At 56.9% G+C, this 26,706-nt stretch carries 23 protein-coding genes; 1 reads left to right on the top strand and 22 read right to left on the bottom strand.

Annotated features, from left to right (window positions below):
- Window positions 1-2 precede the first annotated feature (2 nt).
- The 10 genes from tsaE to pepV all read right to left on the bottom strand — a co-directional run bounded on the left by tsaE (window position 3) and on the right by pepV (window position 11,198).
- On the bottom strand, window positions 3-482 hold the full coding sequence (tsaE, locus tag ACZOF8_RS01310; protein WP_154488555.1) for a tRNA (adenosine(37)-N6)-threonylcarbamoyltransferase complex ATPase subunit type 1 TsaE: 480 nt from the start codon (window positions 480-482) through the stop codon (window positions 3-5).
- A 118-nt stretch (window positions 483-600) separates the two neighbouring features.
- Window positions 601-2,160 carry a phosphoenolpyruvate carboxykinase (ATP) gene (gene pckA / locus ACZOF8_RS01315; protein WP_154488554.1) on the bottom strand — a complete coding sequence of 520 codons (1,560 nt, stop codon included), beginning with the start codon at window positions 2,158-2,160 and terminating at the stop codon, window positions 601-603.
- Between the two features lie 163 nt (window positions 2,161-2,323).
- Window positions 2,324-3,457, bottom strand: coding sequence for an acyl-CoA dehydrogenase family protein (locus tag ACZOF8_RS01320; RefSeq protein WP_022487332.1), 1,134 nt, complete (start codon window positions 3,455-3,457; stop codon window positions 2,324-2,326).
- A 57-nt stretch (window positions 3,458-3,514) separates the two neighbouring features.
- Window positions 3,515-3,955, bottom strand: coding sequence for a PaaI family thioesterase (locus ACZOF8_RS01325; protein ID WP_487426484.1), 441 nt, complete (start codon window positions 3,953-3,955; stop codon window positions 3,515-3,517).
- Between the two features lie 38 nt (window positions 3,956-3,993).
- Window positions 3,994-4,578, bottom strand: coding sequence for a 3D domain-containing protein (locus ACZOF8_RS01330; protein WP_022487334.1), 585 nt, complete (start codon window positions 4,576-4,578; stop codon window positions 3,994-3,996).
- 27 nt (window positions 4,579-4,605) lie between these two features.
- Window positions 4,606-6,504 carry a type I glutamate--ammonia ligase gene (locus ACZOF8_RS01335; protein ID WP_288174503.1) on the bottom strand — a complete coding sequence of 633 codons (1,899 nt, stop codon included), beginning with the start codon at window positions 6,502-6,504 and terminating at the stop codon, window positions 4,606-4,608.
- 354 nt (window positions 6,505-6,858) lie between these two features.
- Window positions 6,859-7,176, bottom strand: coding sequence for a DUF3870 domain-containing protein (locus ACZOF8_RS01340; RefSeq protein WP_022487336.1), 318 nt, complete (start codon window positions 7,174-7,176; stop codon window positions 6,859-6,861).
- Window positions 7,177-7,413: 237 nt separating this feature from the next.
- The gene (locus ACZOF8_RS01345; protein ID WP_022487337.1) at window positions 7,414-8,595 is read right to left on the bottom strand and encodes a DUF819 family protein; all 1,182 of its coding nucleotides are present in this window, start codon (window positions 8,593-8,595) and stop codon (window positions 7,414-7,416) included.
- A gap of 33 nt (window positions 8,596-8,628) precedes the next feature.
- The gene (locus tag ACZOF8_RS01350; RefSeq protein ID WP_487426485.1) at window positions 8,629-9,723 is read right to left on the bottom strand and encodes a dipeptide epimerase; all 1,095 of its coding nucleotides are present in this window, start codon (window positions 9,721-9,723) and stop codon (window positions 8,629-8,631) included.
- A gap of 95 nt (window positions 9,724-9,818) precedes the next feature.
- Window positions 9,819-11,198, bottom strand: a complete 1,380-nt coding sequence (gene pepV, locus ACZOF8_RS01355) for a dipeptidase PepV (RefSeq protein ID WP_329778100.1) — start codon at window positions 11,196-11,198, stop codon at window positions 9,819-9,821.
- 348 nt (window positions 11,199-11,546) lie between these two features.
- Between pepV and ACZOF8_RS01360 the strand changes: the two genes are divergently transcribed.
- Complete coding sequence (locus ACZOF8_RS01360) at window positions 11,547-12,941, top strand: serine hydrolase domain-containing protein (protein WP_487426486.1); 1,395 nt, start codon at window positions 11,547-11,549, stop codon at window positions 12,939-12,941.
- A 35-nt stretch (window positions 12,942-12,976) separates the two neighbouring features.
- Here the strand turns inward: ACZOF8_RS01360 and dusB are convergent, their stop codons facing one another.
- The 12 genes from dusB to ACZOF8_RS01420 all read right to left on the bottom strand — a co-directional run bounded on the left by dusB (window position 12,977) and on the right by ACZOF8_RS01420 (window position 26,674).
- On the bottom strand, window positions 12,977-13,969 hold the full coding sequence (gene dusB, locus ACZOF8_RS01365) for a tRNA dihydrouridine synthase DusB (protein WP_302157603.1): 993 nt from the start codon (window positions 13,967-13,969) through the stop codon (window positions 12,977-12,979).
- A 264-nt stretch (window positions 13,970-14,233) separates the two neighbouring features.
- Complete coding sequence (locus ACZOF8_RS01370) at window positions 14,234-15,004, bottom strand: type III pantothenate kinase (RefSeq protein ID WP_154488552.1); 771 nt, start codon at window positions 15,002-15,004, stop codon at window positions 14,234-14,236.
- 221 nt (window positions 15,005-15,225) lie between these two features.
- Complete coding sequence (locus tag ACZOF8_RS01375; protein ID WP_022487343.1) at window positions 15,226-15,786, bottom strand: biotin transporter BioY; 561 nt, start codon at window positions 15,784-15,786, stop codon at window positions 15,226-15,228.
- On the bottom strand, window positions 15,783-16,778 hold the full coding sequence (locus ACZOF8_RS01380; protein WP_022487344.1) for a biotin--[acetyl-CoA-carboxylase] ligase: 996 nt from the start codon (window positions 16,776-16,778) through the stop codon (window positions 15,783-15,785). The genes ACZOF8_RS01375 and ACZOF8_RS01380 overlap by 4 nt, the downstream gene beginning before the upstream one ends.
- Window positions 16,779-16,930: 152 nt before the next feature.
- On the bottom strand, window positions 16,931-18,868 hold the full coding sequence (gene ftsH / locus ACZOF8_RS01385; RefSeq protein ID WP_487426487.1) for an ATP-dependent zinc metalloprotease FtsH: 1,938 nt from the start codon (window positions 18,866-18,868) through the stop codon (window positions 16,931-16,933).
- A gap of 54 nt (window positions 18,869-18,922) precedes the next feature.
- A complete protein-coding gene (gene hpt, locus ACZOF8_RS01390) occupies window positions 18,923-19,462 on the bottom strand; it encodes a hypoxanthine phosphoribosyltransferase (protein WP_154488551.1) in 540 nt (179 codons plus the stop codon).
- The gene (gene tilS / locus ACZOF8_RS01395) at window positions 19,446-20,498 is read right to left on the bottom strand and encodes a tRNA lysidine(34) synthetase TilS (protein ID WP_487426488.1); all 1,053 of its coding nucleotides are present in this window, start codon (window positions 20,496-20,498) and stop codon (window positions 19,446-19,448) included. Before tilS ends, hpt begins: the two co-directional genes overlap by 17 nt.
- A gap of 55 nt (window positions 20,499-20,553) precedes the next feature.
- Window positions 20,554-21,042, bottom strand: a complete 489-nt coding sequence (locus tag ACZOF8_RS01400; protein WP_022487348.1) for a S1 RNA-binding domain-containing protein — start codon at window positions 21,040-21,042, stop codon at window positions 20,554-20,556.
- 134 nt (window positions 21,043-21,176) lie between these two features.
- Entirely contained in the window at window positions 21,177-23,753 is a 2,577-nt protein-coding gene (locus ACZOF8_RS01405; RefSeq protein ID WP_022487349.1) for a heavy metal translocating P-type ATPase, read from the bottom strand.
- 338 nt (window positions 23,754-24,091) lie between these two features.
- Window positions 24,092-24,547, bottom strand: coding sequence for a hypothetical protein (locus ACZOF8_RS01410; protein ID WP_022487350.1), 456 nt, complete (start codon window positions 24,545-24,547; stop codon window positions 24,092-24,094).
- A complete protein-coding gene (locus ACZOF8_RS01415) occupies window positions 24,544-25,344 on the bottom strand; it encodes a DUF3100 domain-containing protein (protein WP_022487351.1) in 801 nt (266 codons plus the stop codon). Before ACZOF8_RS01415 ends, ACZOF8_RS01410 begins: the two co-directional genes overlap by 4 nt.
- Complete coding sequence (locus tag ACZOF8_RS01420; RefSeq protein ID WP_022487352.1) at window positions 25,337-26,674, bottom strand: amidohydrolase; 1,338 nt, start codon at window positions 26,672-26,674, stop codon at window positions 25,337-25,339. The genes ACZOF8_RS01415 and ACZOF8_RS01420 overlap by 8 nt, the downstream gene beginning before the upstream one ends.
- Window positions 26,675-26,706 lie beyond the last annotated feature (32 nt).

Raw genomic sequence — 26,706 nt, forward strand, 5'->3', positions numbered from 1 at the left:
TTTCAACCTTCCCGGCCCTTGGGAGCAAGGAGCGCCCGGGCCAATTCCTCATACCGTCTGCCGTGAGGGAGCAGTTCCACTTCCCGTCCCTCACCCTTGCGGGTAAATTTCAGTTCCAGATTTTCTTCCGGCATATAGTCCGGAAACAGTTCCGCCCATTCGATGAATGTGACCCCGTCTCCCCCGGCATATTCAGAGAACCCGATGTCTTCCAGTTCTTCCGGCCAGTTGATCCGGTACAGGTCGAAATGCTTGATGTTCAGCGTCTTCCCATGGTACACATTCATCAGGGAAAAAGTAGGGGAGGTGACTTCCTGAGGATCCACTCCCAGAGCCGTGGAGGCTGCGGTCACCAGACAGGTCTTGCCGGTCCCCAGGTCTCCGTTCAGCAGGAACACATCCCCTTCCCGGCACAGAGCCCCCAGGTTCCGTCCCAGAGTCTCTGTGGCCGCCGTATCCGCACAATAGACAGTTTCCGCCATACACTCACCGTCCTTCCAGTTCATTGCAATTTATAATTATAGCATAAAAAAAAGAGGGACGCACCTGCGTCCCTCTTTTTTTGTCAATGGTCAATAGGGGAAAGCTCCCCCTTCCCGCTTATTTCACCACCGGTCCGGCGGAGGCGATGTCTTCGGTTACTTCTCCCTGGAATTTCTTGAAGTTTTCCTGGAAGAGACGGGCCAGTTTCCGGGCGGTTTCGTCGTAAGCTCCCTTGTCTTCCCAGGTGCTCCGGGGATTCAGCACGTTGCTGGGCACATTGGGGCAGGATTTGGGGATGGAGACCCCGAACATGGGCATGGTGGTCCAGCCTTCCTTGCCCAGTTCCCCGTCCAGAGCCGCGTGGATCATGGCCCGGGTGTAGGCCAGCTTCATCCGTTTGCCAACCCCGTAGGGGCCGCCGCTCCAGCCGGTGTTCACCAGGTACACGTTGGTTTCATGCTTGGCGATCCGTTCTCCCAGCAGCTTGGCATAGGTCAGGGGAGGCAGCGGCAGGAAAGGCGCCCCGAAGGCCGTAGAGAAGGTGGCCTGGGGTTCCGTGATTCCCCGTTCCGTACCGGCCACCTTGCTGGTGTAGCCGGTAAGATAATGGTACATGGCCTGTTCTTTGGTGAGTTTGGAGATGGGAGGCAGCACCCCGAAAGCATCGGCGGTCAGGAAGATGATGTTCTTGGGATGGCCGGCCATGCTGGGCAGCTTGGCGTTGGGGATGTAGTTCAGGGGATAAGCCACCCGGGTGTTTTCCGTAATGCTGTTGTCGGAGAAATCCGGCACCCCGTTCTTGGGATCCACCACCACGTTTTCCATTACCGCACCGAACCGGACAGCCCGGTAAATTTCCGGCTGGCTGTCTTCCGTCAGGTCGATGCACTTGGCATAGCAGCCCCCTTCGATATTGAACACCCCGTTGTCTCCCCAGCCGTGTTCGTCATCCCCGATCAGGGAACGCTGAGGATCGGCGGACAGGGTGGTCTTGCCGGTACCGGACAGGCCGAAGAACAGGGCCACATCTCCTTTGTTCCCTTCGTTGCAGGAACAGTGCATGGTCAGGATGCCCTGACGGGGCAGCAGGTAGTTCATCACGGAGAAAATGGATTTCTTCAGTTCCCCGGCGTACATGCCACCGCCGATCAGGACCACTTTCTTGTCGAAGTTCAGGATGATGAAGGTTTCAGAATGGGTATGGTCCGTGGCCGGATCCGCTTCCACGCTGGGCAGGGAGATTACCGTGAAATCTTCCTGGACGGTGCTGGGTTCATCGGTCTTGATGAACAGCTGGCTGACGAAAACGGTCTGCCAGGCCATTTCGTTGATGAATTTCACCCGGATCTGGTATTTGGGGTCTGCCCCAGCCTTCACGTTCTTCACATAGACCTTGTGGGTCTTGATGAATTCTTCGCATTTGGCATAGAGCCGGTCGAAAGTTTCCTGGCTGCAGGGCTGGTTGTTGTTCCAGTTCACCACATCATGGGTCAGAGGGGTGTCCACAATGAATTTGTCCTTGGGAGAACGGCCCGTATGGGTCCCGGTGGTTACCCGCAGCGCACCCCGGTCGGAAAAGGTCCCTTCTCCGTTACGGATGGCTTCTTCAATCAATTCACGAACGCTCAAATCTCTTACAGTTTCTTTCGCTTCCGCTAACAATCCGGCACTGATCATTTGTTTTTTCCTCTCCTATATCCATCGATTGGACTCCATAGACGGAGGAGCCGCTTTATTGTATACATAGAACATTATAAGATATTTTGCCTGCCTTGACAACAGCGGTATTCAGAAAATTACAGCAGAAAAGGGCTGCTGCCCACGCAGCAACCCCTTTTCCTCAGTACAGAATCTTGTTTGCAATGACCATCCGCTGGATCTGGTTGGTGCCTTCGTAGATCTGGAGGATCTTGGCATCCCGCATTTTCTTTTCCATAGGATAATCTTTCATGTAGCCGTAGCCGCCCATGATCTGGACCGCATCGGTAGCCACTTCCATGGCCACATCGGAAGCGAAGCATTTGCTCATGGCTGCTTCCTTGCCGAATTCCACGCCCTGGTCACGCATCCAGCAGGCTTTGTGGACCATGAGACGGGCGGTTTCCACTTTCATGGCCATATCGGCAATCATGGCCTGGACCATCTGGAAGGAAGCGATGGGCTGGCCGAACTGTCTCCGTTCCCGGGCGTAATGGGCGGCAATGTCCAGACAGGACTGGGCCAGCCCCACAGCCACAGCGGCCACGAAAGGACGGGCGCTGTCCAGAGTGTTCATGGCAATGCGGAAGCCCTGGCCTTCCCGGCCCACCCGCATGGATTCCGGAACCACCACATCTTCCAGGATCAGTTCACAGGTGTTGGAGGGACGGATCCCCATTTTGTCTTCTTTCCGGCCCACGCTGAAGCCCGGAGTGTCTTTGGGAACGATGAAAGCGGTCAGGCCCCGGATGCCGCCGGTTTTCCGGGTGTTGGCGAACACCAGGAAGCTGTCGGCAATACCCCCGTTGGTGATGAACACTTTGTTCCCGTTCAGTACATAGTGATCCCCGTCTTTCACGGCTTTGGTGGCCACAGCCCCGGCATCAGAACCGGCTCCCGGTTCGGTAAGGGCGAAGGCGGCCAGTTTCCCGTCGTTGAGCAGGTCGCACTGATATTTTTTCTGTTCTTCATTGCCAGCCAGCAGAATGGGATAGGAAGCCAGTGCATTGGCGGCAATGGAGGTGGCGATGCCGGCGCAGCCTTTGCCCAGTTCTTCATAGATGGTGGCAATAGTAATGCTGTCCAGTCCAGGCCCGCCGTATTCTTCCGGAACAACCAGGTTCAGCAGGCCCATATCCCCTGCCTTCTTGAAGATTTCCGGTCTTGCATGATTTTCCCGGTCCATTTCTTCGGTATAGGGAACGATTTCCTTATCCACGAAATCCTTCACCATCGCCTGCAATTCCTGTTGCTCTTCGGTTAATGCGAAATCCATAAGGGTCCTCCTGTTTTATGGTTTATTCTCAATTTTAAGCCTAAATGTATGAATATTTTACCACTTTTTGGGTATTTCGTCAAAATGACCGATGACGAACATGGTCCCTGTTACATCGGCCATTTCCTTCCCGGTATGGTCATAGATCATTACCCGGGTCACCAGGGTGGAATGGCCGGCATGGATCAGGGAGGCTCTGGCCCAGACCTTTTCTTTGGCACTGGAATTGCTGATGAAGTTGATGGAACTGGACAGGGTGACCACCTTGCAGCCGATGCTGTAGCCCACCGCCCCCATGGCCGTATCCGCCAGGGTAAACAGGGCTCCTCCGTGGATCACTCCGTACCGGTTCCCGTGTTTGTGTTCCGGGTCCGCGTCCATGCTCAGTTCACAGTAGCCGCACTCCACTTTTTCCAGTTTCACGTCAGCCAGTTTCATGAAGCTGTTTTCTTCGAATTTTTTGACCATCCAGTTGGGGATTTCTTTTGCTGTCAGCACTGGTTCCACTCCTTTATTCCTGCCGTTTTGTCCGCTTTTTACAGTATATACACACGTACCCGCCGACGGCCCCATTCCAGCGCCTGTCCGCGGTTGTCAAAAGCCAGGTCGATCTTGTTGCCCTTGATGGCAGAGCCAATATCACAGGCAAGTCCTTCGCCGTAGCCCATTATGTACAGTCTTGTGCCCAGAGGGATCAGTACCGGATCCACTGCCACCACACCCCGGCGCATCATGGCACCTGTGTAGGTGACTCCTGTGACCCCGGGATCCTGAGGACTGTATCCTGTGGATTCCATGATCCAGATTTTCCGGAAATGACCGAAACTCAGGCCACTCTGTTTGCTCATTAAATTGTAAATGGACCAGGTCACATCCCCGGTCTGCGGTTTCCGATTCTTCTGTTGGAATTTTTTTACTGCAATCTGTGTCCCTGTTCCGAACTCTCCATCTATATCGCCGTTGTAGTAGTGCAGTTTGGACAACATAGCTTGTACTTCTTCCACCTTCTGACCCTTGGACCCCAGGACTGCCACCGGTTTTACGGCGGCAGCCCTGCCAGTCAGGGGCATCAGGAAGAGAAGCAGGAGCGCCAGCAGGAGACCAAAGGTCTTGCGTTGCACAGCGCGGCAGCCTCCTTTTCCATGATCTTACAGGATGTTGTTTTTATAATCGGTGTACAGGCCTTCCAGTTCTTCCATCTTGGCATCCAGAGTCTTCTGGAGGTCGGAAGCCTTGTCAAAGTCACCGGCAGCAAAGGCTTTGGCAATCTGGGTGAACAGGCTGGTGCTGGTGTCCGTATCTTTGGCGATCAGGACCCGCAGTTCCTGGACTCTCTGCCACATGCCGTCATCCCAGGCGGTGCTGCTTTCGCTGGTCACCGGTTTCATGGCCACCACTTTGGCCCGGTAGTCAGGGATGATGTGTTTCAGCAGTTCGGTCTGCCAACGGATCAGGGCACCCTCTTCGAAGGATTTCAGGTAAACCGGTTTGATGATGTCGCCGGCAGTGAGCACGGCCACCTTTTCCGGATACTTGTCGAAAGCCTTGCAGTTTTCCCAAACCGTTGCAGGGGGAGCTCCGAAGTATTTGTTCCGTTCTTCTTCGGTGTAGTCTTCGAATACATCGTTTTCAGAACGGTATTCTCTGTCTTTTTCCAGATAGAAGCCGTCTTCACCGGACTTCTTGGACAGTTCCGCACACAGTTCATCCGTGCTCTTGCCGGAAGCCAGGGCAGCCTTGATGCCGTCCAGGGCAGCCATGTAGAAGCCTGCCAGAGCCATGTAGGTGTTGGTGAAGGGGTTGGGAGCCCGCATTTCGAAACGGGTGGCCTTGGGGTTGTCCAGGTCGCGGATCAGGCCGGCCAGGATGGTACGGTTCCGGGAGGGGACGTCCGGAGCGATGCCCAGGGAGGTTACGATGCAGATAGGAGCTTCGAACCCGGGTTTCAGCCGTTTGAAAGCGTCGGTGGTGCAGGAAACGATGGGGTTCAGCACTTCATAGTTCTTCAGGATGCCCATCAGTGCCCCATAGCCTACAGCGGACAGGAAATCTTTGGTCATGTCGGCCGGGCTCATCAGGTTGTAGAATTTGCCATCCTTGGTGAGGCAGCCCAGGCCCACATGGGTGTGTTCGCCGCTGCCGGCAACCCCCACGATGGGTTTGGCCAGGAAGGAAACTTCCAGCCCGTTGGCACGGAACACTTCCTTCACAATGGTGCGGACCAGGATTTCGTTGTCAGCAGCCTGGAGGCCGGTGGAATATTTCCAGTCGATTTCCAGCTGTTCATTGACGTGGGTCATGTTGCCGTTGGCATCCAGCTGGCCCCGGACACCGCCCACTTCTTTGTGGCCCATTTCCGGTTCCAGGCCATAGTAGCCCAGGATCTCCACAGCCTGTTCCAGAGCGGTACGAACGTTGCCCCGGGTACGGGCCCAGTACTGTTCCTGCATGATCTGAGAGGAGGACAGGGCTTCGGTGGAAACGTCTTCCGTAGGGGTCTTCACCCAGAATTCCAGTTCCGTAGCGGAAGTGGAAGTGATCTTTTCCACATCTTCCGGAGCAAAGGCCAAGCCGGGGACTTTTCCTTCGGCTTTCATGGCTTTCAGGATTTCATCGCCCACATAGCGTAGGGTTTCCTTCAGCAGGTACCGGGAATCCACAAATTCCCCATTGTGTTTCAGGAAGCAGGGAACCCGCAGGGTGCCCACCATTTTACCGGTTTCCGGATCGATGTGTTCCATGTTGTAGTCCACGAACCAGTTCACGGACAGGTCTGCCACCATGTCCACACGGGCATCGTTCAGAGAGGCAACCCCGGGCAGCACTACGGAAGAACCGTCAGTCTGGGCGGTATGGCTGTAGAGCATGGTTTCCATGTTGTTCAGCAGTGCGCTGATGGGTACCTTTTCGTCGGTGTCGTTGCCGGCGAAGTCAATGCCCATGAAGGACACAAATTTAATCTCAGGATGTTGAGCGAGCAGTACGCGTAAGGTTTCCGGTTCCAATTCACTGGGTTTAATCACGTAAAGCAGATCTTTTTCGTACATAATCATGTACCCCTTTCCCCTCGAAAGTTCTTTTTGAATACCTGGCCTGGACTGGAACAGAGCCCCTGTTTGCAGGTGTGTCTCCATCCCTTTTGAATCTTGCCTTACCAAAACCTGTATCCTTTGGTCTTTGATTACGTGGTTTATTATAACACAAAAGTTTCCCATCGCCTAGAGGAAAATGGGATTTTCTCGAATAATTTTATTCAGCAATATATGATTGTTCGAATTTATGTCTTTTCAAGAGAACTTTTACAATTTTTTCAGGATAAAAAGAGGTCGAATAGGGAGAACTCCGAACTTTAGCAGAGTAAAAAGGGGCTGCTGCAATGCAGCAGCCCCGGTCGCGGGCCACTACTTCCCCACTATCTGCCGGTAATGCTGACGGGCGTCACGGTAGGCGGCCAGGATGGCCTTTCCGGAGGAGCCGAAATACCGCCGGGTCACTTCCTGTTCCAGGAACTGGGATTCCTCCAGGATGGAATGGTTCAGGAACAGTTTCCGGATGAAGTTCCGGGTCAGCTCCAGGGTGGCGTTGCAGTCCACCTCCACGATTTCCCCGGTCTGTTCCACCACCTCAAAGGCCATGTAGAACACCCCGTAGATCTTGGTAATGGCATTGTCCATATTGGTCCGGGCTTCCCCGGTAAGGTAAAGGGTTCGTTTGTCCATGTGACTGTGCTCCTTTGGTTGCACTGGTACTGTAAAGGCAGCAGGCGTCAGCCCCGGCAGATATCCGCCCTTTTCAAGGGCGGGGAACCGTTGCGCTTGCACAATGGTGGTGGGTTAGCAGCCGCTGGCTGCGTTTCCATTCGAAAAATTTGCCTGCAAATTTTTACATCCGGCCGCTGACCGCTGACAAATAAAGGGGTGCTGCACCCAACGTGCAGCACCCCTTTATTATACCAATTACGCCATCATTTTCAAAACATACCCGCAGATCAGTCCGGCGAAGTTCCCTATGGCAGCCCCCAGGACCCCCATCAGGACCCCGATGCCGGCATAGGATTCGTTGTAGGCGGACGCCACGATAGGTGCGGAGGCCGCCCCGCCGATGTTGGCCAGGGAGGCGGTGGAAACCATGCACAGATCCCAGTGGAACAGCTTGGACAGGATGTACATGCCGATCACATGGACCACCAGGATGAAGAACCCGTACACCACCCACATGGGAGCACTCAACAGGTCCGTTACGGAAGCAGTGGAAGCCAGCAGGGACACCACTGCATACAGGTACACACTGGAAAGTTCTTCCACAGCAGGGACCTTGCCCAGAGGGCTCATGGCACAAATCAGGCCCAGGACAGTGACGAACACGGTGGTCATGGTCCCTTTGTCGAACATGGCCAGTCCCACACCCTTCAGCATGGTGTTGAGGGAAGCCCCCACGCTCTGGGCAATGGCAGACACCAGCAGGGAAACACCGATCAGGAAAATCCAGTCAGCCGCCGATGCCTTTTTCTTTTCCTTGGCCACTTCCGCAGCTGCTGCATCAGCCACTGCCTGGAGTTTGGACGTATCCGCCTTCACCGAGTTGTTCCATTTGTCCGCATGTTTCACCATCAGGAGCAGCAGGGCGATCCACACGGAATAGCACACGGTATCCAGGGCCAGGGCACAGCTGTAGGCACCCGCATCCACCGGCAGAGCCGCCTGCATGGCTGCCATATTGGCAGAGCCCCCTACCCAGGAAGCGTACAGGGCCGCCACGGCGCCCCAGGTATCATGGCCCAGGAAGCCTTTGAAAATGGGGTAGCCCACCACAAAGCCGATGAACAATGTCACGGAGCAGCCCAGGAAGATGGCCACCATCCGGCCTCCCAGTTTGGCCAGTTTCCGGAAGTCGCACCGAAGCAGCATCACAAAGATCATGGCATACAGCAGGTTGTTCTTCAGGGCCTTGTAGGCTGCGGACACTTCCTTGGAATGGTACAGGCCCATAGTGCAGAAGATCATGTTCAGCACATAGATCCACACCAGAGGGGGCACCAGGTTGAAGATTTTCCACTTGGTGTACTTTTCCAGTGCCAGCAGGACCCCTGCCAGGCACATGAGGAAGGCAATGTAGGTAAAACCGTTGGTGATGACCATAGAAATCTCCCCTTTCTTTTCCCCGTCAGGAGGCTAGTCGTCCAGATACCGGATGCCCCGGACCCCGGTGACACCCAGCCCCGGCCCGTCGCTGACCGTGATTTCCTTTTCGTTGAAGACGGCGCCGCCTTCCACCGGATCTTCGGAACAGAGCACCGGCCCGTCCAGATCCACCCGGGTAATGATCTTCCGGGCACAGGCCAGGTGCACCGCCGCATTGACGCTAACCTTGGCCTCCAGCATGCAGCCGATCATGCACTCCACTCCGCAGACTTCCGCCAGGGTGGCGATTTTCAGGGCGTTGGTAAGACCGCCGCATTTCATCAATTTGATGTTGATCAGGTCCGCCGCCTGCATCTGGACGATTTTCAGAGCGTCCTCTACGGAGAACACCGCTTCGTCGGCCAGTACCGGCACATAGGACCGTTCCGTGACGTATTTCAGCCCTTCCAGGTCGTGGGCCTTTACCGGCTGTTCCACCAGTTCGATATCCAGGCCCTTTTCCTGCATCTGGTTCAGCAGGCGTACTGCCTGTTTGGGGCTCCAGGCCTGGTTGGCATCGATGCGGATCCGGATGTCCGGCCCCACAGCCTTCCGGATGGCGGCCAGCCGGGCCACATCCAGGGACGGATCGATGCCAACCTTCACTTTCAGGGTGTCATAGCCCCGTTCCAGGGCATTCACTGCATCCCGGGCCATTTCTTCCGGGGGATTCACGCTGATGGTGATGTCCGTAACGATCTTGTTCCGGGCGCCTCCCAGCATTTTGTACACCGGAATCCCGTACTTCTTGCCGTACAGGTCCCACAGGGCCATGTCCGCCGCAGCCTTGGCACTGGAATTCTTCACGATGCAGTCCTGGACCGCCCGGGTGATATCTTCGAAGTCATCCACGTCCCGGCCCACCAGGGTCTTGCTGATATGATCCTGGAAGGCGCCAATGATGGCTCCGGTGGTATCTCCGGTAATGACTCCCGTTGGGGGCGCTTCCCCGAATCCCACCTCACCGGTATCCGTGTGGATCTCCACAATGATATCCTCCACACTGTTGACCTGCCGCAAAGCGGTTTTGAACGGTACCCGAAGGGGAACGGAAATCCGTCCCAGGCGAACTTGCGTGATTTTCATTGGCTTTCCCTCCTTAATTGCACAACCATTGTTCTTCATTGAAAGCCAGCGAGACTGGCTTCCTCCGGCCGCTGACCGTTGACAGCTGACCGCCTTTATTTCGCCAGCCGGTACAGAGCCTCCGCATAGATCTTGGCGTTGAGCACCAGTTTGTCGATTTCCCAGTATTCATTAGGCAGGTGTTCCCGCACTGCATCCCCCGGGAAAATAGGCCCGAAGGCCACAATGTTGGGGATGCTCTTGGCGTAGGTGCCGCCTCCGATGCAGATGGTCTTCGGTTCAAAGTCCGTCAGTTCTCCGTACACCTGGAGCAGGGTCTGGATGTAGTCGGTTTTGGGATCCACATACAGGGATTTCTTGTGGGTTTCGCCGACCTTCCGGAACCCGGCTTCTGCGAACTGGGCATCCAGTTTAGGAGCACAGTCCTCATAGGATTTGGTCACCGGATACCGGTAGTTGATCTTCAGGGTCAGTTTCCCAGCGTCTCCGGCAATGACCCCCAGGTTGAAGGACAGCTTCCCGGAATCCGGATCCTCCAGGCAGATGCCCAGAGATTCCCCGTGGATCTCCGTACCGATCTTTTGACCCAGGAACGCCAGTGCCTGATGGAGATCATCCCCAAAGGGCAGTTCCGCCAGAGCAGCCAGGAGACGGCCGATGGCATTTTCTCCCTTTTCCGGAGAGGCTGCATGGGCCTGGACTCCCTGGGCAGTGACTTTCAACCCTTCCGGGATCACTTCCCACTGGACCTTGGGATCCTTTTCTCCATATTTTTCCAGGATCTTGGCGGCTTCTGCAGGCGCGCACTGGATGGTGGCGGAAGCCAGGGCCGGCACCACGTTGAAGGCGGAGCCCCCTTTGATTTCCTTCAGAACCAGACCACCCTCCTGGGTGTAGGCCCGTTCAAAGGTTACGTTGATGATACCCTTTTCCCCGTTGATCACCGGGTATTCTCCATCGGGGGTGAACCCGCACACAGGGATTTCCCCGCCTTTTTCCAGGTAATGCTTCATGTCCTGGCTGCCGGTTTCCTCGTTGGTACCAAAGAGGATCCGGATCCGCCGTTTCAGGGGAGCCCCGCTGTCCTTCAGGGCCTTCAGAGCATAGAGGGCGGCGGTGGTGGGGCCTTTGTCATCCATGGTGCCCCGGCCGTAGACGTTTTCTCCGTCCGCTTCCCCGCTGTAGGGATCCTTCGTCCAGCCGTCCCCTTCCGGCACCACATCCAGATGCCCCAGGACGGCTACCATTTCCGGTCCTTCCCCGTATTCACACCAGCCCATGTAGTTGTCCACATTTTCCGTGCGGAAGCCCATTTTGGCCGCTTCTTCCAGCATATAGGCCAGGCATCGGGCCGGACCTTCCCCGAAAGGCTTGCCGGGCACAGCCGGTTCCTGGACACTTTTGATCCGGACGGCTTCCTGCAGGGTTTTCACCATGGCTTCCCGATTGTTGTCTACCAGTTTTGCTAAATCCATTGTACGACCTCCTGATGTTTTTCCCTCAGAGCCTGCTGCCGGGGTATAAAAAAATCCCAGCAAAGGCGCAGCAAAACCACTCTGCCCCATGCTGGGTCTCACAATGCTCCCTGAGCTATTGGCCATAGCCCACACAAAATGAAACAGCATTCTCTATGGGTCTTACAACTTAAGTTTACCGTATCCGCCCGTCTACTGTCAATGAAGTATTCCGATTTTTTAACATTATATAGTATGCTGTATACATGTTGACTGTCTTTTTGTTCACCGGTATAATGGGTACTGGTAGTGACGGAAAAGCCTGATTTTTCCGTCGAAATTCCGGAACTGTTCAAAGGAGGTCTTTTTATGCAAACGAAGCACCATCTGAAATGGCTGGCGGCCCTGGGGCTGTGTGCCGCCGTGCTCATGCCCCAGTACGCCCTGGCCCGGAAGGCCATGGATCCCAAGGCGGCCAAAGCCCTGTCCGCCCAGCTGGATGAAATGGTGGGCCATGACGGCACCCATGTACCCGGCCTGGGAGTGGAAGTGTACAAGAACGGAAAGAAAGTCTACACCCATTTTGCCGGACACCGGTATTTTGCAGAAAAGCCCGGCCAGAAAGACCTGCCCATCACTCCGGATACCCGGTTCCGGGCGGCCTCCGTCTCCAAGATGTTCACCGGCTTTACCATCATGCAGCTGGTGGATGAGGGGAAGCTCCGGCTGGACCAGGATGTAAGCGAGATCCTGGGCTTCCCTCTCCGGAATCCCAACTATCCGGACACCCCCATTACCGTCCGGATGCTCCTAAGCCACACCTCCAGTCTCCGGGACGGGAAGCTCTATGCCATTCCCCCGGAATACTCCGTCCGGGAATTTTTCGTGAAGGACGGGAAGTTCTATGAAAACGGGGACCATTTTGCTCCCGCCGGCCAGGCTCCCCGGGAATACTTCAAGTACTCCAACATCAACTACGGCCTTCTGGGTACCATCATCGAAAAAGTCACCGGGGAACGGTTCGATCTGTACCAGAAAAAGCACATCCTGAAGGACCTGGACATCAAGGCGGACTACACTGTGGGGAACCTTTCCAAAGGAGCCTTCAAAAACCTGGGGGTGATCTACCAGAAGAACAGCAATGGGAAATGGGATGAACAGGGGCCCTGGATCCCTCAGATTGATGACTACCAGGGGAAACAGCCTCCCAAAGACCAGGTGAAGGTCCAGAACCCGGACCACCGGGACCTGGATGCCTTCTACAGCCTGAAGGACTACCAGCCCGGCACCAACGCCACCTTCTTCTCCCCGCAGGGGGGCCTGCGGATCTCCTACGACGAACTGGGCCATGCCCTCCAGATGGTCCTGAACAACGGGAAGTACAAAGGTAGACAGGTGCTCCGGCCCGAGGCCCTGCGGGAAATGATGACCACCCAGTGGACCTGGGATCCGGCCAGGAAGAACGGGAACACCTACGGAGGCTCCATCGAGGCCTACGGCCTGGCCATGTATCCCATCAAGGGCAGCGGCACCTCCCGGGTGGTGAAAGACCATGAACTGGACCTGTGGGGCCACACCGGGGAAGCCTACGGCCTCCTGTCCGGCCTGTTCGTGGTCCCCGGCACCAAAAACGGGTTCATCTACATGATGAACGGAGAAGCGGTGGCCGAAGACGAGGACCCCAGGAGCGAAGGAAAATTCAGCGGGAACTATGTGTGGGAAGAGAATATCATGAATGCCATTTGTGACAAGGCGTTCTTTTGAAAAAAGGGACTGTGAAAAAATGATTTCTCATTTTTTCACAGTCCCTTTTCCAATTCCCCCTCATACTCCTCCAGCACCTGCTCAAAGGCTTCTTTTGTCAGGCACTGGTTGATGGCGTTCCGGTAGTGGGCGCTGTGAGGGAGACCAGTGAAGTAGCAGGCTCCATGGTGGCGCATTTCCCGGATGGCCACTTTTTCTCCCTTGAAGGCAATCAGGTCCCGGAGATGGCGCCGGACCATGGCAAACCGTTCCTCCAGGGTCACGGCTGGAATGGGTTTCCCGGCCAGGGCCGCCTTCACTTCCCGGAAGATCCAGGGATTTCCCTGGGCTCCCCGGGCGATCATGATTCCGTCACAGTGGGTGGTCTCCCACAGGGCCAGAGCATCCCGGGCGGTGAACACATCTCCGTTCCCCAGTACGGGAATGGACACGGCCTCCTTGACCTGGCGGATAATGTCCCAGTCCGCCTTTCCGCTGTAGAACTGCCCCCGGGTACGGCCATGGACTGCCACTGCCGCCACGCCGGCCTTTTCTGCCAGTCGTGCGATCTCCACCGCATTCCGGTGTTCCTCATCCCAGCCGGCCCGGAACTTCACCGTCACCGGCAGGTCCACCGCATCCACCAGAGCCGCCAGACAGGCATAGGCCCGTTCGGGGTCCTTCATCAGGGCGGACCCTTCCCCATTGGCCACGATTTTGTGCACCGGGCAGCCCATGTTGAAGTCGATGATGTCCGCCCCGTGTTCCGCCACGATTTTCGCACCCCGGGCCAATTCCTCCGGCACCGAACCGAACAGCTGGATGGCCACCGGATGCTCCCGGGGATCCACTTCCAACATGGCAAAGGTCTTGGGGTTCCTGAACAGCAAAGCCTTGGCGCTGACCATCTCCGAAACCGTGTAATCCGCCCCCAGCTCCCGGCAGATCACCCGGAAAGGAAGATCCGTAACCCCGGCCATAGGGGCAAGGGCGATGGGGAGCCGGGTCGGGAGGAGGGTTTGCAGCGTTTTTTCGATGTGAGTTGTCATTTAGGAGTGCTCCTTTACTGATTGTCAATGGTCAATTGTCAATGGCCGAATGAAAGCAGGAAGCAGCAATTCACTGCTTCCTGCTTTTGAATCTGTTCCTTGTAAAGAACTGTCTGAAAGAAAGCCAAGGCGAAAACTCAATAACAACTGAGTTTCCACTTACAGACAGGAACAGTCATTCCGTTTTCAATTTTTCAAAGCCAACGAAAGTTGGCTTCCTTCGGCCATTGACCATTGACAGCTGACCGCGACCCGCGACCGCCTTTATTTATTCATCTCATGCAGAATCCGCAGGCCTTCCAGGGTGAGGAAGGGTTCTACTACGTCCACCTGGTCGGATTCGCTGGCCATCAGTTTGCCAAAGCCTCCGGTGGCTACTACAAAGGCCTGGCCTCCCAGTTCTTTTTTCATCCGGGTGATCAGGCCGTCCATCTGGCCCACAAAGCCGTAAATCACGCCGGACCGCATGGCGTGAATGGTGTCCCGGCAGATTGCCTTGGGGGGCTTGATCAGTTCGATCCGGGGCAGCTTGGCCGCTTTCTGGAACAGGGCTTCAGTGGAAATGCCAATGCCCGGGGCAATGGCGCCACCCAGGTATTCCCCGGCAGGGGTCAGGGCGCAGAAGGTGGTGGCGGTGCCGAAGTCGATGATGATCAGATTCCCCTTGTCCCCGTACATGTTGTGGGCAGCCACTGCGTTGACGATCCGGTCGGCCCCGATCTGGGAGGGATCATCGTAATCCAGTTTCAGACCGGTTTTGATTTCGCTGGTGACCACAAAGGGAGTGATGCTGAAGAAACGCTTGCACATGTTGCACAGGGGTACCAGAAGAGGCGGCACTACGGTGGAAATGATGATGTTTTCGATATCCTTCATATCCATACCGCTGTAGGCAAACATGCTGCCCAGGATGATGCCGAATTCATCGGAAGTCCGGGAGCGGCTGCTGGAAATTCTCCAGTGTGCCTGCCAGGTATTGCCGTCGTGAACCCCTACTACGATGTTGGTGTTGCCAACATCCATGACCATTAACATGGTGAAAACCCTCCATATCGGTTTCTAGAATGACCGGCCTGGGAATCCCTCAGAAGCACCCTGCAGCAGGGCTCCCGGCATTCTCTCTCCGTACAGGTCCGGTCCATAAACGACTTTATTATAGGGGCAACGGGGGGAGTTGTCAAGGAAAAGGGGGTAATGCTGTATGTTCCATACAGCATTACCCCCTTTGTCAGCGGTCAACGGTCAATTGACCGTCTTTACTCCCACATCCCCCCTGCCTTCAGGGCCCGGCGGATGCGGGTGCCCAGGAAGGCGGTGATCAGGGCTTTTACGATGTCCAGGGGCAGGAAGGGGGCCACGGACAGAGCCAGGGTCTTTTCCCAGGTCATGGGCTTGTGGAGGAAAAAGGCGAAGCTCAGTTTAAAGCCGATGGCTCCGATGATGTAGCACACCACCGTCACCCCGGCCAGGGCCAGGAAGTTCTTCCACAGGCTGTCCCCGGCCCAGGATCCCCGGCTGACCTTCCCGGCCAGCCATGCCACCACCGGGAAGCTGAGGATGAAGCCCCCGGTGGGCCCTGCCAGCATGACGATGCCGGCCTGGCCCTGGTTGAATACGGGCAGCCCCACACAGCCCAGGACCATCCATACCAGCACGCTGGCCAGTCCCCACACCGGTCCCAGCAGGAACCCGGCCAGGAGCACCATCAGAGTCTGGAGGGTCACCGGCACCGGTCCCAGGGGAATAGTCACATAGGAACTGAGGATGATCAGGGCGGTGAACAGCCCGGCTCCCATCATGTTTCTGGTCCGGTTCATGCGTATTTCCCCTTTCCCTGGGCCGGACGAATGGAAACATCCCCGGCCAGGACGGTTTCCACCGTACCGTCCTCTTTCTTCACCTGGAGAGCCCCGGTATCATCGATGTCCAGGGCCGTCCCCACATAGGTCTTGTCCGGTGCGATCACCTTCACCTGTTTTCCCAGGGTGATGGAATATTTCCGCCACTGGTCCAGGATGGGGCCGAACCCTTCCCGGCAGGCAAGGTCATAATAGTATTCCAGATAATCCAGCACCTTGGCCAGGAGAGCCACCCGGTCCACCGGTTTTTCCGCTGCATCGGCAATGGAAATGGCGGCGGCCCGGAGTTCTTCCGGCACCATCTCTTTGGGCACGCACACATTGATGCCGATGCCCACCACCAGATAGTTGATGTGGCCGAATTCCGCACTCATTTCCGTAAGGATCCCCACCAGCTTCTTCCCGTTCAGCAGCACATCGTTGGGCCACTTGATCCGGGCATCCACCTGGCAGACTTCCCGGATGGCCCGGACCACCGCCACGGCGCTGAGCAGGGTCATTTTGGGGGCTTCCTGGGGCAGGAAGGCGGGCTTCAGCAGCAGGGAGAACCACAGGCCCTTGCCTTTGGGACTGAACCAGCCCCGGGCCAGCCGTCCCTTGCCCCCGGTCTGTTCTTCCGCCACACAGACGGTTCCGTCGGCGGCGTTTTTGTCCGCCAGCTTCTTCAATACTTCGTTGGAGCTGGTGACGCTTTCCTCATAACAGATGGACCGGCCCACGAACCGGGTATGGAGATGGGCCATGATTTCCGAAGGCAGCAGTTTGTCCGGCACGGAAGTGAGCACATAGCCTTTTTTGGTGAACGCTTCGATGCCGTAGCCTTCCTTTTTCAGGGTCTGAATATGCTTCCAGATGGCCGTCCGGGTAATTCCCAGCTGTTTGGCCAGTTCCTCGCCGGAAACCGGTTCCGGCGCTTTTTTACGAAGGATGTTCAGGATTTCAGTACGCATGACAGTCTTCCTTTCGTTCCCTGTTGGGAGAAGTATGTTAACGCAATTGCTTGGATAAAGGGCTGTTGCCTGAGCAACAGCCCTTTCTTGTCAGCAGTCAACAGTCAGCGGTCAGCGGCCGTTGACAGGCTGCTGCCAAGGCAACAGCCTTTTTACGCCTGAGGCACTTCTTTCGGTACCGGCGCCATCACGGGTTCTTCGGCCGGTTCTTCGGCTGGGACCGGTCCGATGGGGGCCGGGGTACCGTCGGCGGGCTTCTTGGGTTCTTCCTGAGGCGGCACTTCGCCTTTTTCCAGGATATGGCCGTATTTCAGCAGTTCCTGGATCTCGTGGCCTTCCAGGGTCTCCCGTTCCATCAGGTTCTGGGCGATCAGGTGCAGCTTGTCCATATGGTCGGTGAGCAGCTTCACGGTGCCTTCGTAGGCTTCGTCGATGAACCGGCGGATTTCCCCGTCGATCTGGGCTGCCACTTTTTCACTGTAGTCGTTCTGCCGACCGATGTCCCGGCCCAGGAACACCTGTTCCTGCCGGTGGCCGAAGGTCACAGCCCCCAGCACATCGCTCATGCCGTATTCGCAGGTCATCCGCCGGGCCAGTTCCGTAGCCCGCTGGAGGTCGCTGCTGGCCCCGCTGGAAATCTCATGGAGCACCAGGGCTTCCGCCACACGGCCCCCCAGGAGCACCTTCAGCTGATCCAGCATTTCACTGCGGGTGGCATAATACCGGTCTTCCGTAGGCAGGCTCAGGGTATAGCCACCGGCACGGCCTCTGGGGATGATGGTTACCTTGTGCACCGGATCCGTATGGTCCAGGAGCATCCCCACCAGGGTATGGCCCCCTTCATGGTAGGCGGTAAGCTTCTTCTCTTCGTCGGTGATCACCCGGCTCTTCCGTTCCGGACCCATCATCACCCGTTCCGCGGCTTCTTCCAGGTCGCTCATGGTGATGGTCACCTGGTTGTGCCGGGCGGCCAGCAAGGCCCCTTCGTTCACCAGATTGGCCAGGTCAGCCCCGGTAAAGCCCGGGGTCTGCCGGGCAATGACTCCCAGATCCACAGAAGGATCGATGGGTTTGCCTTTGGTGTGGACCCGGAGGATGGCCCGGCGTCCCCGGATATCCGGCTTGTCCACCACAATCTGCCGGTCGAACCGGCCCGGACGCAGCAGTGCCGGATCCAGGATATCCGGACGGTTGGTGGCGGCGATCATGATGATCCCTTCGTTGGCACCGAACCCGTCCATTTCCACCAGCAGCTGGTTCAGGGTCTGTTCCCGTTCATCATGGCCCCCGCCCAGGCCGGCGCCTCTCTGGCGGCCTACGGCGTCGATTTCGTCGATGAACACAATGCAGGGAGCGTTTTTCTTGGCCTGGTCGAACAGGTCACGGACACGGGAGGCCCCCACCCCCACGAACATTTCCACAAAGTCAGATCCGGAGATGCTGAAGAAAGGCACCCCCGCTTCCCCGGCCACGGCTTTGGCCAGGAGGGTCTTCCCGGTACCGGGAGGTCCGTAGAGCAGCACCCCTTTGGGGATCTTGGCTCCCAGCTGGTTGTACTTCTGGGGGGCCTTCAGGAATTCCACCACTTCTTCCAGTTCCTGTTTGGCTTCATCAGCCCCGGCTACATCCTTGAAGGTGACCCGGCTCTTGCCGTCCCCATAAAGCTTGGCCTTGCTCTTGCCGAAGCTCATGACCCGGCTGCCGCCCCCCTGGGCGTTGTTCATCATGAAGAACCAGAGGATCACTATGACCACCATGGGCAGGAGAGAAGTCAGGATATTGCTGAGCATGGAAGGCTGGGGCGGCAGTTCCGCCTTGATTTCCACATCCCGGGCCCGGAGGGTGTCCACCAGTTTGTCATCCCGGGGCGCAATGGTGGTGAAGTCGGCACCGTTTTTCAGCTTGCCTTTGATCACCGAATTGTCCACAATGGTTACACTCTTCACTTCATCCTGCTGGACTTCCTTGATGAAGTTGCTGTAGCTCATTTCGTTCTTGAGAGTGCTGGAGGCATTGTAATAATCGTAAATCCAGACCCCTACAATGACAATGAGCAGGTAAAATACCAGATTACGGATAAACTTACTCACACTAGAGCTCCTTTCCTGTCTGAACCATTCCGGGAAGGACCGGCAGACATGGAATTATTTTTCATAGACGGACCGTTTCAGGATACCGATATAGGGCAGGTTCCGGTATTCTTCGTCGTAATCCAGGCCGAAGCCCACCACGAATTCATCGGGAATCTCGAACCCGGCATAGTCCGGCAGCACCTTCACCAGCCGGCGTTCCTTCTTGTCCAGCATGGCTGCTACTTTCAGGGTCTTGGGGTTCCGGTTCCGGAACAGTTCTCCCACTTCCTTCAGGGTGAGTCCGGTGTCGATCACATCGTCCACAAGCAGCACGTTTTTGCCGGCGATGTTCCGGGAGGTATCATAGTCGATGTCCACTTTGCCGGAAGATTTGGTGCCGGAACCGTAGGAAGAAGCCTTGATGAAGTCGATCCGCACCGGCACGGTAATGTGCTGGGTCAGTTCCGTAAGGAAATAGGCAGCCCCCTTCAAAAGGCCGATGACCACCAGTTCTTCTCCGGCATAATCCTTGCTGATCTGGGCGCCCATTTCAGCGATCCGGGTTTTTAAGGTTTTCTCATCAATCAGGACTCTTTCAAGATTTTCGTTCATTTCTCTGACGCTCCTTTTGTGCTAGCTTGGCGGCCCGTTCTTCTTCCCGGGACCGCTGGTTTTTTCCCACCATCAGCCGGCCGTTCAGATAGATCAGCCGGACACCGCCGGGGACATCCAGGGACTTGTTGCCCACGCCCCGTTCAATCATTTCCAATATTTTGCGGACATGATCATAACTCATTTCCGCTCCGCCCACCCGACGGACCAGGATCCGGATCACCCGGCTCTGGAGAGCCAGGGGCAGGGCGGCAAAATCCTTCTCCACCTTGATATCCCAGGTGTCGAACACTTCCCGGCCATAGGCACCGATGTAACGGCCGGCCAGTTTTTCCAGATAGGCCTCATCACTGGCAGCCAGAGCTGCCGCCTGGGCCAGTTGCTTCCGAATCTGGGGATTCTGGGTCTCCAGAAGGGGCAGCAGGGTCTTCCGGACCCAGTTCCGCTTCAGGCTCTGGTCCTCATTGGAACTGTCCTCACACCAGGCAAGGCCCATTTCCTCACAGTAGGCTTCCGTATCCCGCCGGGTGATTTCCAGAAAGGGACGGGCCAGATATCCGCTTACCGGCAGCATTCCCCGCATCCCCCGGGTACCGGCGCCCCGGACCAGATTCAGGAGCACGGTTTCCGCCTGGTCATCCTGATGATGGGCCAGGAAAATGGCAACGGCACCGGTTTCCTGCCGGACCTTTTCCAGGGCTCCATACCGGAGCTTCCGGGCCGCCTCCTCCAGGGAAAGCCCTTCCCCTTCCGCCAGGGACCGGACATCCACATCCACCCGCCGGAAGGCCAGGCCCCGGTTCCGGCAGTACTCTTCCGCCTGCCGGGCATCCTGTTCCGCTTCCTCCCCCCGGAGATGGTGCTGGACATGAACTGCCAGCACATCCACCCCGTCTTCTTCTCCCTGGGAGGCCATCACATCAGTGAGGCACAGGGAATCCGCTCCGCCGCTTAAGGCGGCGATGACTTTCGTCCCCGGTTTCCACAGGGGGGACTGGGCCACCAGCTGCCGCAGGCTGTTTTCCAAAATACTCAACGTTTTCACCTTCTAATTAAAAAAGGTACTTCCGAGGAAGTACCTTTTGTGTTCATCAATCTCCTCTGCGAGCACCACGGCCGCCCCGTTTGGACTCCGTATTCCGTTTCAGATCCAGCAGACGATCATCGCTTTCCTTCAGGAACCGGGAAAGCTTGTCCTCGAAGCTCATGGGACCCTGGGCCCGGGGAGCTCCATGGAAGGGTTTGCTCTCGAACCGCTTCTTCCCTTCGAACCGTTTGTTTTCGAAGTGTCTGTTTTCAAAATGTCTGTTTTCTCCCGCCGGTTTCCGTTCCGGTGCAGGAGCAGGAGGCATCAGGGCTTTCAGGGACAGGCCGATTTTCCCCTTGTCGTCAATGGAAACCACCTTGACGGTAACCTTATCCTTTACCTTGAGGAAATCATGTACATCTTTGACGAAGACATTGGAAACCTCAGAAATGTGAATCAGACCAACCTTATTTTCGGGCAATGACACAAAAGCACCAAAATTCGTAATCCCGGTGACAATACCATCAACAACTGCGCCTTTTTCCAAAGCCATAAGTCAAAGACATCCTCCTTTAATCAGTGGGTATTACGTTAACCATTATACCGTTGTTAACGAATTTTCGTCAAGAGGGAAAAGGGGCTGCCGCATGCGCAACAGCCCCTTTTGTCAATGGTCAACAGACATCTTTATGCTTCCTTCCCCTCATACTCATACCCCGCCTTCAGGATGGCGCTTTTGAAGTCGTTTTCGGGGACGTTCCGGGTTTCGGTGACTTCCACGGTGCCGGAGGTGTGGTCGGCTTTGGCGCTGGTGACCCCTTCCAGGCCTTCCAGGGCTTTCTTTACCCGGCCTTCGCAGTGGGCGCACATCATGCCCTTCACTTTCAGAGTCACGGTGGTGCCGTCTGCAGCTGGTACCGGGCAGGCAGCAGGCTGAGGCGCCAGGTCCGCTTTTTCCACCACAGCCGCAGCCGGGTTCTTCCGTTTCTTGTCATGGCTGGCATCATGGAGCTTGAACAGGTTCAGCCGCAGGGCATTCATGCACACGGTGAAGCTGGAAATACTCATGGCCGCCGCCCCCACCATGGGGTTCATCTTGTAGCTGAACAGCCCGGCTGCCAGAGGGATGCAGATGACATTGTAGAAGAAGGCCCAGAACAGGTTCTCGTGGATGTTGGTCACGGTGCCCCGGCTCAGCCGCACCGCTGCGGATACGTCCGTGAGCCGGCTGTTCATCAGCACGATGTCGGCAGAATCGATGGCCACGTCCGCTCCGGCACCGATGGCGATACCGATGTCTGCCCGGGTGAGAGCCGGCGCATCGTTGATGCCGTCCCCTACCATGGCCACCAGGCCTCCGGCTTTCTGGAGTTCCCGGATCACCGTTTCCTTGCCTTCCGGCAGGACCCCGGCCACCACTTTGTCCACCCCGGCCTGACGGCCGATGGCTTCGGCAGTCCGCTGGTTGTCCCCGGTGACCATGACCACTTCGATGCCCATGTTCTGGAGTTCCTTGATGGCCTTGGCGGAATCTTCCTTGATCACGTCAGCCACGGCGATCATCCCGGCCAGCTTCCCGTCTTTGGCGAACACCAGGGGTGTCTTGCCCTGACCGGCCAGTTCCGCTCCTTTGGCTTCCATGGCGTCATCCAGGGCCCCCAGGCTCTTCAGAAAGCTCAGGCTTCCGCCAATGAGTTTCTTCCCTTTCTGGATCACCTGGAGTCCGTTCCCGGGCAGAGCCTGGAAATCATCCACAACGTCTGCTCTGAGACCTTTGGCTTCCGCTTCTTCCACTACGGCTTTGGCCAGGGGATGTTCGGATTTCTGTTCCAGGTCATAGGCCAGCTGGAGCAGGCTTTCTTTGGTATAGCCTTCCGCCGGCACCACATCGGTTACCTTGGGCTGGCCTTTGGTAATGGTCCCTGTTTTGTCCAGAGCCACCACTGCCACTTTCCCGGCGTTTTCCAGGGAAGAGGAGGTCTTGAACAGGATGCCGTTCTTGGCCCCTACCCCGCTGCCCACCATAATGGCTACAGGAGTGGCAAGCCCCAGGGCGCAGGGGCAGGCGATGACCAGCACGGCGATGCCCCGGGCAATGGCGGAGCCCAGAGGAGCTCCGGCGATCAGCCAGCCGAGGGTGGTGACCAGGGCGATGCTGATGATGGCCGGCACGAACACGGCGGAAACCTTATCGGCAATCCGGGCAATGGGAGCCTTTGTGGCCGCCGCATCGCTGACCAGTTTGATGATCTGGCTCAGGGTGGTGTCTTCCCCTACCCGGGTGGCTTCACATTCCAGGTACCCGGACTGGTTGATGGTGGCGGTGGAAACCTTGTCTCCGGGCTTCTTGTCCACCGGCAGGCTTTCCCCGGTCAGGGCGCTTTCGTTGACGGCGGAATTGCCCTTGACCACCACCCCGTCCACCGGGATGTTTTCTCCGGGACGGACGGCGAAAATGTCCCCTTTCTGGACTTCATCGATGGAGACGGTGACTTCCTTCCCGTCCCGGATCAGCACAGCGGTCTTGGGAGCCAGCTTCATGAGCCCTTTCAGGGCATCGGTGGTCCGGCCCTTGCTCATGGCTTCCAGCATCTTCCCCAGGGTGATCAGGGAAGGGATCATGGCTGCGGTTTCAAAGTACAGGTCGTGCATGTACATGTGGTGGAGTTCTTCGAAGGGCGTTCCGTGGGCGGTCAGGAAGGTGATATCATAGAACACCGCCAGGCTCCACAGGAAGGAAACGGAAGAACCCAGGGCCACCAGGGTATCCATATTGGGAGCCCCGTGGAACAGGGTCTTGAAACCGCTGGTGTAAAAGTCCTTGTTGATGTACATGACGATAATGGCCAGGAGCATCTGGGTAAGCATCAGTCCCAGATGGTTCCCGTCCAGCAGAGCGGGCACCGGCCACCCCAGCATGTTGTGGCCCATGGTGATGTACATGAGCAGGAACAGGAACCCCAGGGAGGTAACCAGCCGCCGGCGGAGCCGGGGCGTCTCATGGTCCTTCAGGGCTTCTTCATCGGCGGCCAGCTTTTCCGCCACTCCCTGTTTGGCCTGGGCGGCTCCTTTGACGGAAGCCCCGTAGCCTGCGTCCTCCACGGCCTTGATAATATCCCCATCGGAGGCGGTCCCTTCCACCCCCATGCTGTTGGTCAGGAGGGAAACCGATACCCCGGTGACCCCGGGAACCCCGGCCACCGCCTTTTCCACATGGGCCTGGCACGAAGCACAGGTCATGCCTGTTACTATATATTGTTTCATAACCGATCCTCTCTTTCTATACCCTACCAGGGTATCCTTCTTTCATGGTCATATCATACTCTGTTGGGGGATATTTGTCAAGAGAAAAAGGGGGGTGTGAAAAATTCACACCCCCCTGTCACTGGCCTCTTGTCACTGGTCACTGGATAAAGAAAGGCAGCCGGGCTGCGGCTGTCTTTCATTGTATGAAGCTGGCTCGGACGCGCCTTTGGCTTGTCCTTGCTCTTCAGAAGAACTCACAACAAGCAACAGATTAAAAGAAAAGCAACGTCTTTTTTATTCGAAAGAACCCGTCAGCCACGGATTCTTTCCATTGGCCAGAGACCAGTGACAACCAGTTAAATCTGTCCCAGCGCTTTCAGGATCACTTCGGCGATGGCGGCGGACCCTACGTAGGTGCCGATGAAGATCACGCAGGCCAGGACCACGATCCGCCAGCCGGTTTTCTTGAAGGCGTCCATGTCCTTGCCGATGGAGATCCCCGCGTAGGCCAGGATGGGGGTACACAGGGCCAGGAAGCCCACTTTCTTCATATACATGTTGACCACTTCAGAGCCCGGGAACCCGGGATAGGTCAGGATACAGCCCAGGGTGGTAATGTAGGCCACCGCCGGGATCCCTCCGGGGATCACCCGGGCGGCCACGATCCCTGCCAGGGAAATGGCGATGAGGATCACCATGCCGGGGACTGCGTCCATAAAGGGAATGTTGCTGGACAGGGTATTGGCCACCAGGGACAGGAAAGCCGTGATAATGAGGACCAGCGTGGTTTCAGGCAAAGTAAACGATCTCATTTTCCTTCCTCCTCCTTGGTCAGCACATGACCGTATTTGATGATGCAGCATTTCTTGTAGAGCCATTCCGTCAAAGGCAGGGCCAGGAACACGGCCATGTATACCCCGTCCAGACCGGAAAGCATGTTGGAGGCGGTGGCGAAAGCGGCCAGTTGGTCAGCCATTTCCGGATACATCACCGTCAGGGTCCCCAGGGAAGCGGACATCATGCTGGCGCTCCCCACCCCGGAGGCCATGGCCAGGGAATAGGGATGGAAGATCTTTAAAGCTGCCAGGAAGGAAGCCATGATCCCGAAGAACACAGTGCCGCACACGGTACCGGCAATGTACACGCTCATGACCCCCCGGCCTTCCGGAGTATCCAGGCCGTATTTTTCACCGATGAGAGCCACGTTGGGTTCCCGGGCGATGGAATGGGCGGCCCCGATGGTCTCCCGTTTCAGCCCGAAGGCCACCGCCAGGGGAACCCCCAAAAATACCGTCCCCAGGTTCCCGAATTCCTGGAGGATCAAAGCCGGGCTGGCACTGATGATTTTCGGCAGGGTGGGCCCCACCAGGGTCCCATACCGGGCCATAAGCAGCATCAGGGTAATGCCCACCAGGGAGCCTGCGTCTTCCATGTCCTTCTGTTTGGTCAGTTTAAAGAAGTTGGGAGTGGTCAGGATCCCCAGGATCAGGGCATAGAGCATGGGGACAAACACCACTTTCCCCGGGCCCAGATTGAAGGATTTGATACCGATCAGTTCGGCGATGACCACCAGGGCCAGGGCCGTAATGTGCAGTTTCCAGTTAATCATGGTCGGGTTCCTCCTCGCTGAAATAGCCATCCAGTTTGGCAATGTATTGTTCTTTGGTAAGCGCCGGCTTGAAATCGGCCAGGATCTTCTTGGCTTCCTTGGCATCATCGCTCAAAAGGTCGATGACCATGCCGGCAAAGGCTTTCCCGGGCAGGAGCGCCGCCGCATGGAAATCCACCACCTTGAAATCCGGTCCGTGGAGCAGTCCGTCCACCCCGCCGATGAAGGGATGGATGGCGGGCATCAGATGGGACACATCCCCCATGTCCGTGGAGGCGCTGAAGTGGCCGGCGTTGGTGATTTCCACCTCCGGGAAGGCGTCCTGGGCATTGTGGACGAACAGTTCATTCATTTCCGGGTTGCAGATGAGAGGCAGCTGGCCGGGCAGGGTGTCGATGTTCACCTTGGCCCCGATAGCGGCGCCCCCCGCCCGGAGAGCCGCATCCACCTTGGCGTTGGTCCGGTCGATGGCGTCCATGGATTTGGCCCGGACATAGGTTTCGATCCGCACATCGTCAGGCACATTGTTCACCAGGTCTCCCCCTTTGGTAATGATGGGATGGACCCGGATGGCATCGTCATCCCGGAAGGTTTCCCGGAGGGCATTGATCCCCATGATCCCCAGCATGGCGGCGTTCAGGGCGTTGATACCCTGGTCCGGAGCGTCGGCGGCATGGGCGGCCTTCCCCACATACTGGATGGTCTTGCCGATGAACCCGTTGCTGCTGGTACCGATGGCCACCACCGGTTTGGGGGTCCGTTTCTGGGAATGGATCATCATGGCCATGTCGATGTCATCGAATTCCCCTTCATAGATCAGTTCGCCTTTCCCATGGAGGAAATGGAGCTTCCCTTCTTTCCGGAGCTTTTTCCGGTAGGCGATCTGGACGTATTCTTCCGCCGGGACCCCGAAGAACACCACATTCCCGCACAGGTCCTTCATGACCCCGGTTTTGGCAAGGCCGTAGGCAGCGGCCAGCATGGAAGACTGCTGCATGTGGTGGCCGCAGGCGTGGGCAGCCCCGGTATCCGGATCCGCTTTGGGATGTTCCGGGCAGCCAATGGCATCCAGTTCCCCCAGGATGGCGATGGTGGGACCGGGCTTGCCCCCTTTCAGGACCCCTTTGACAGCAGTAATGGCCATTCCCTTCCGGTAGGGGATCCCCAGTTTGTCGAACTGGGCCGCCAGTTTGGCGGAAGTCTTGAATTCCTTGAACCCGAATTCCGGTTCCGAAGCCACATCCGCTGCATAGGCCTGCAGCTCCTGAGCAGAATCATCAATCATCTTGAACACTTTTTGTTTCAGTACTTCCTTATCCGTAATCTCCACTCCCCTAACGAAAAATTATTGTACGCACTTAT

The organism is Acidaminococcus sp. (assembly GCF_057597765.1).

Bases quoted from the DNA above. Each gene is read 5' to 3' on its own strand.
- ACZOF8_RS01340 (WP_022487336.1), bottom strand. From the start codon at position 7,176: ATGGACAAACGAACCCTTTACCTTACCGGGGAAGCCCGGACCAATATG.
- ACZOF8_RS01360 (WP_487426486.1), top strand. From the start codon at position 11,547: ATGCAAACGAAGCACCATCTGAAATGGCTGGCGGCCCTGGGGCTGTGT.
- ACZOF8_RS01405 (WP_022487349.1), bottom strand. From the start codon at position 23,753: ATGAAACAATATATAGTAACAGGCATGACCTGTGCTTCGTGCCAGGCC.
- ACZOF8_RS01345 (WP_022487337.1), bottom strand. From the start codon at position 8,595: ATGGTCATCACCAACGGTTTTACCTACATTGCCTTCCTCATGTGCCTG.
- ACZOF8_RS01415 (WP_022487351.1), bottom strand. From the start codon at position 25,344: ATGATTAACTGGAAACTGCACATTACGGCCCTGGCCCTGGTGGTCATC.
- ACZOF8_RS01375 (WP_022487343.1), bottom strand. From the start codon at position 15,786: ATGAACCGGACCAGAAACATGATGGGAGCCGGGCTGTTCACCGCCCTG.
- ACZOF8_RS01350 (WP_487426485.1), bottom strand. From the start codon at position 9,723: ATGAAAATCACGCAAGTTCGCCTGGGACGGATTTCCGTTCCCCTTCGG.
- dusB (WP_302157603.1), bottom strand. From the start codon at position 13,969: ATGACAACTCACATCGAAAAAACGCTGCAAACCCTCCTCCCGACCCGG.
- pepV (WP_329778100.1), bottom strand. From the start codon at position 11,198: ATGGATTTAGCAAAACTGGTAGACAACAATCGGGAAGCCATGGTGAAA.
- ACZOF8_RS01335 (WP_288174503.1), bottom strand. From the start codon at position 6,504: ATGTACGAAAAAGATCTGCTTTACGTGATTAAACCCAGTGAATTGGAA.
- hpt (WP_154488551.1), bottom strand. From the start codon at position 19,462: ATGAACGAAAATCTTGAAAGAGTCCTGATTGATGAGAAAACCTTAAAA.
- ACZOF8_RS01320 (WP_022487332.1), bottom strand. From the start codon at position 3,457: ATGGATTTCGCATTAACCGAAGAGCAACAGGAATTGCAGGCGATGGTG.
- ACZOF8_RS01380 (WP_022487344.1), bottom strand. From the start codon at position 16,778: ATGCGTACTGAAATCCTGAACATCCTTCGTAAAAAAGCGCCGGAACCG.
- ACZOF8_RS01370 (WP_154488552.1), bottom strand. From the start codon at position 15,004: ATGTTAATGGTCATGGATGTTGGCAACACCAACATCGTAGTAGGGGTT.
- ACZOF8_RS01410 (WP_022487350.1), bottom strand. From the start codon at position 24,547: ATGAGATCGTTTACTTTGCCTGAAACCACGCTGGTCCTCATTATCACG.
- tsaE (WP_154488555.1), bottom strand. From the start codon at position 482: ATGGCGGAAACTGTCTATTGTGCGGATACGGCGGCCACAGAGACTCTG.
- ACZOF8_RS01400 (WP_022487348.1), bottom strand. From the start codon at position 21,042: ATGGCTTTGGAAAAAGGCGCAGTTGTTGATGGTATTGTCACCGGGATT.
- pckA (WP_154488554.1), bottom strand. From the start codon at position 2,160: ATGATCAGTGCCGGATTGTTAGCGGAAGCGAAAGAAACTGTAAGAGAT.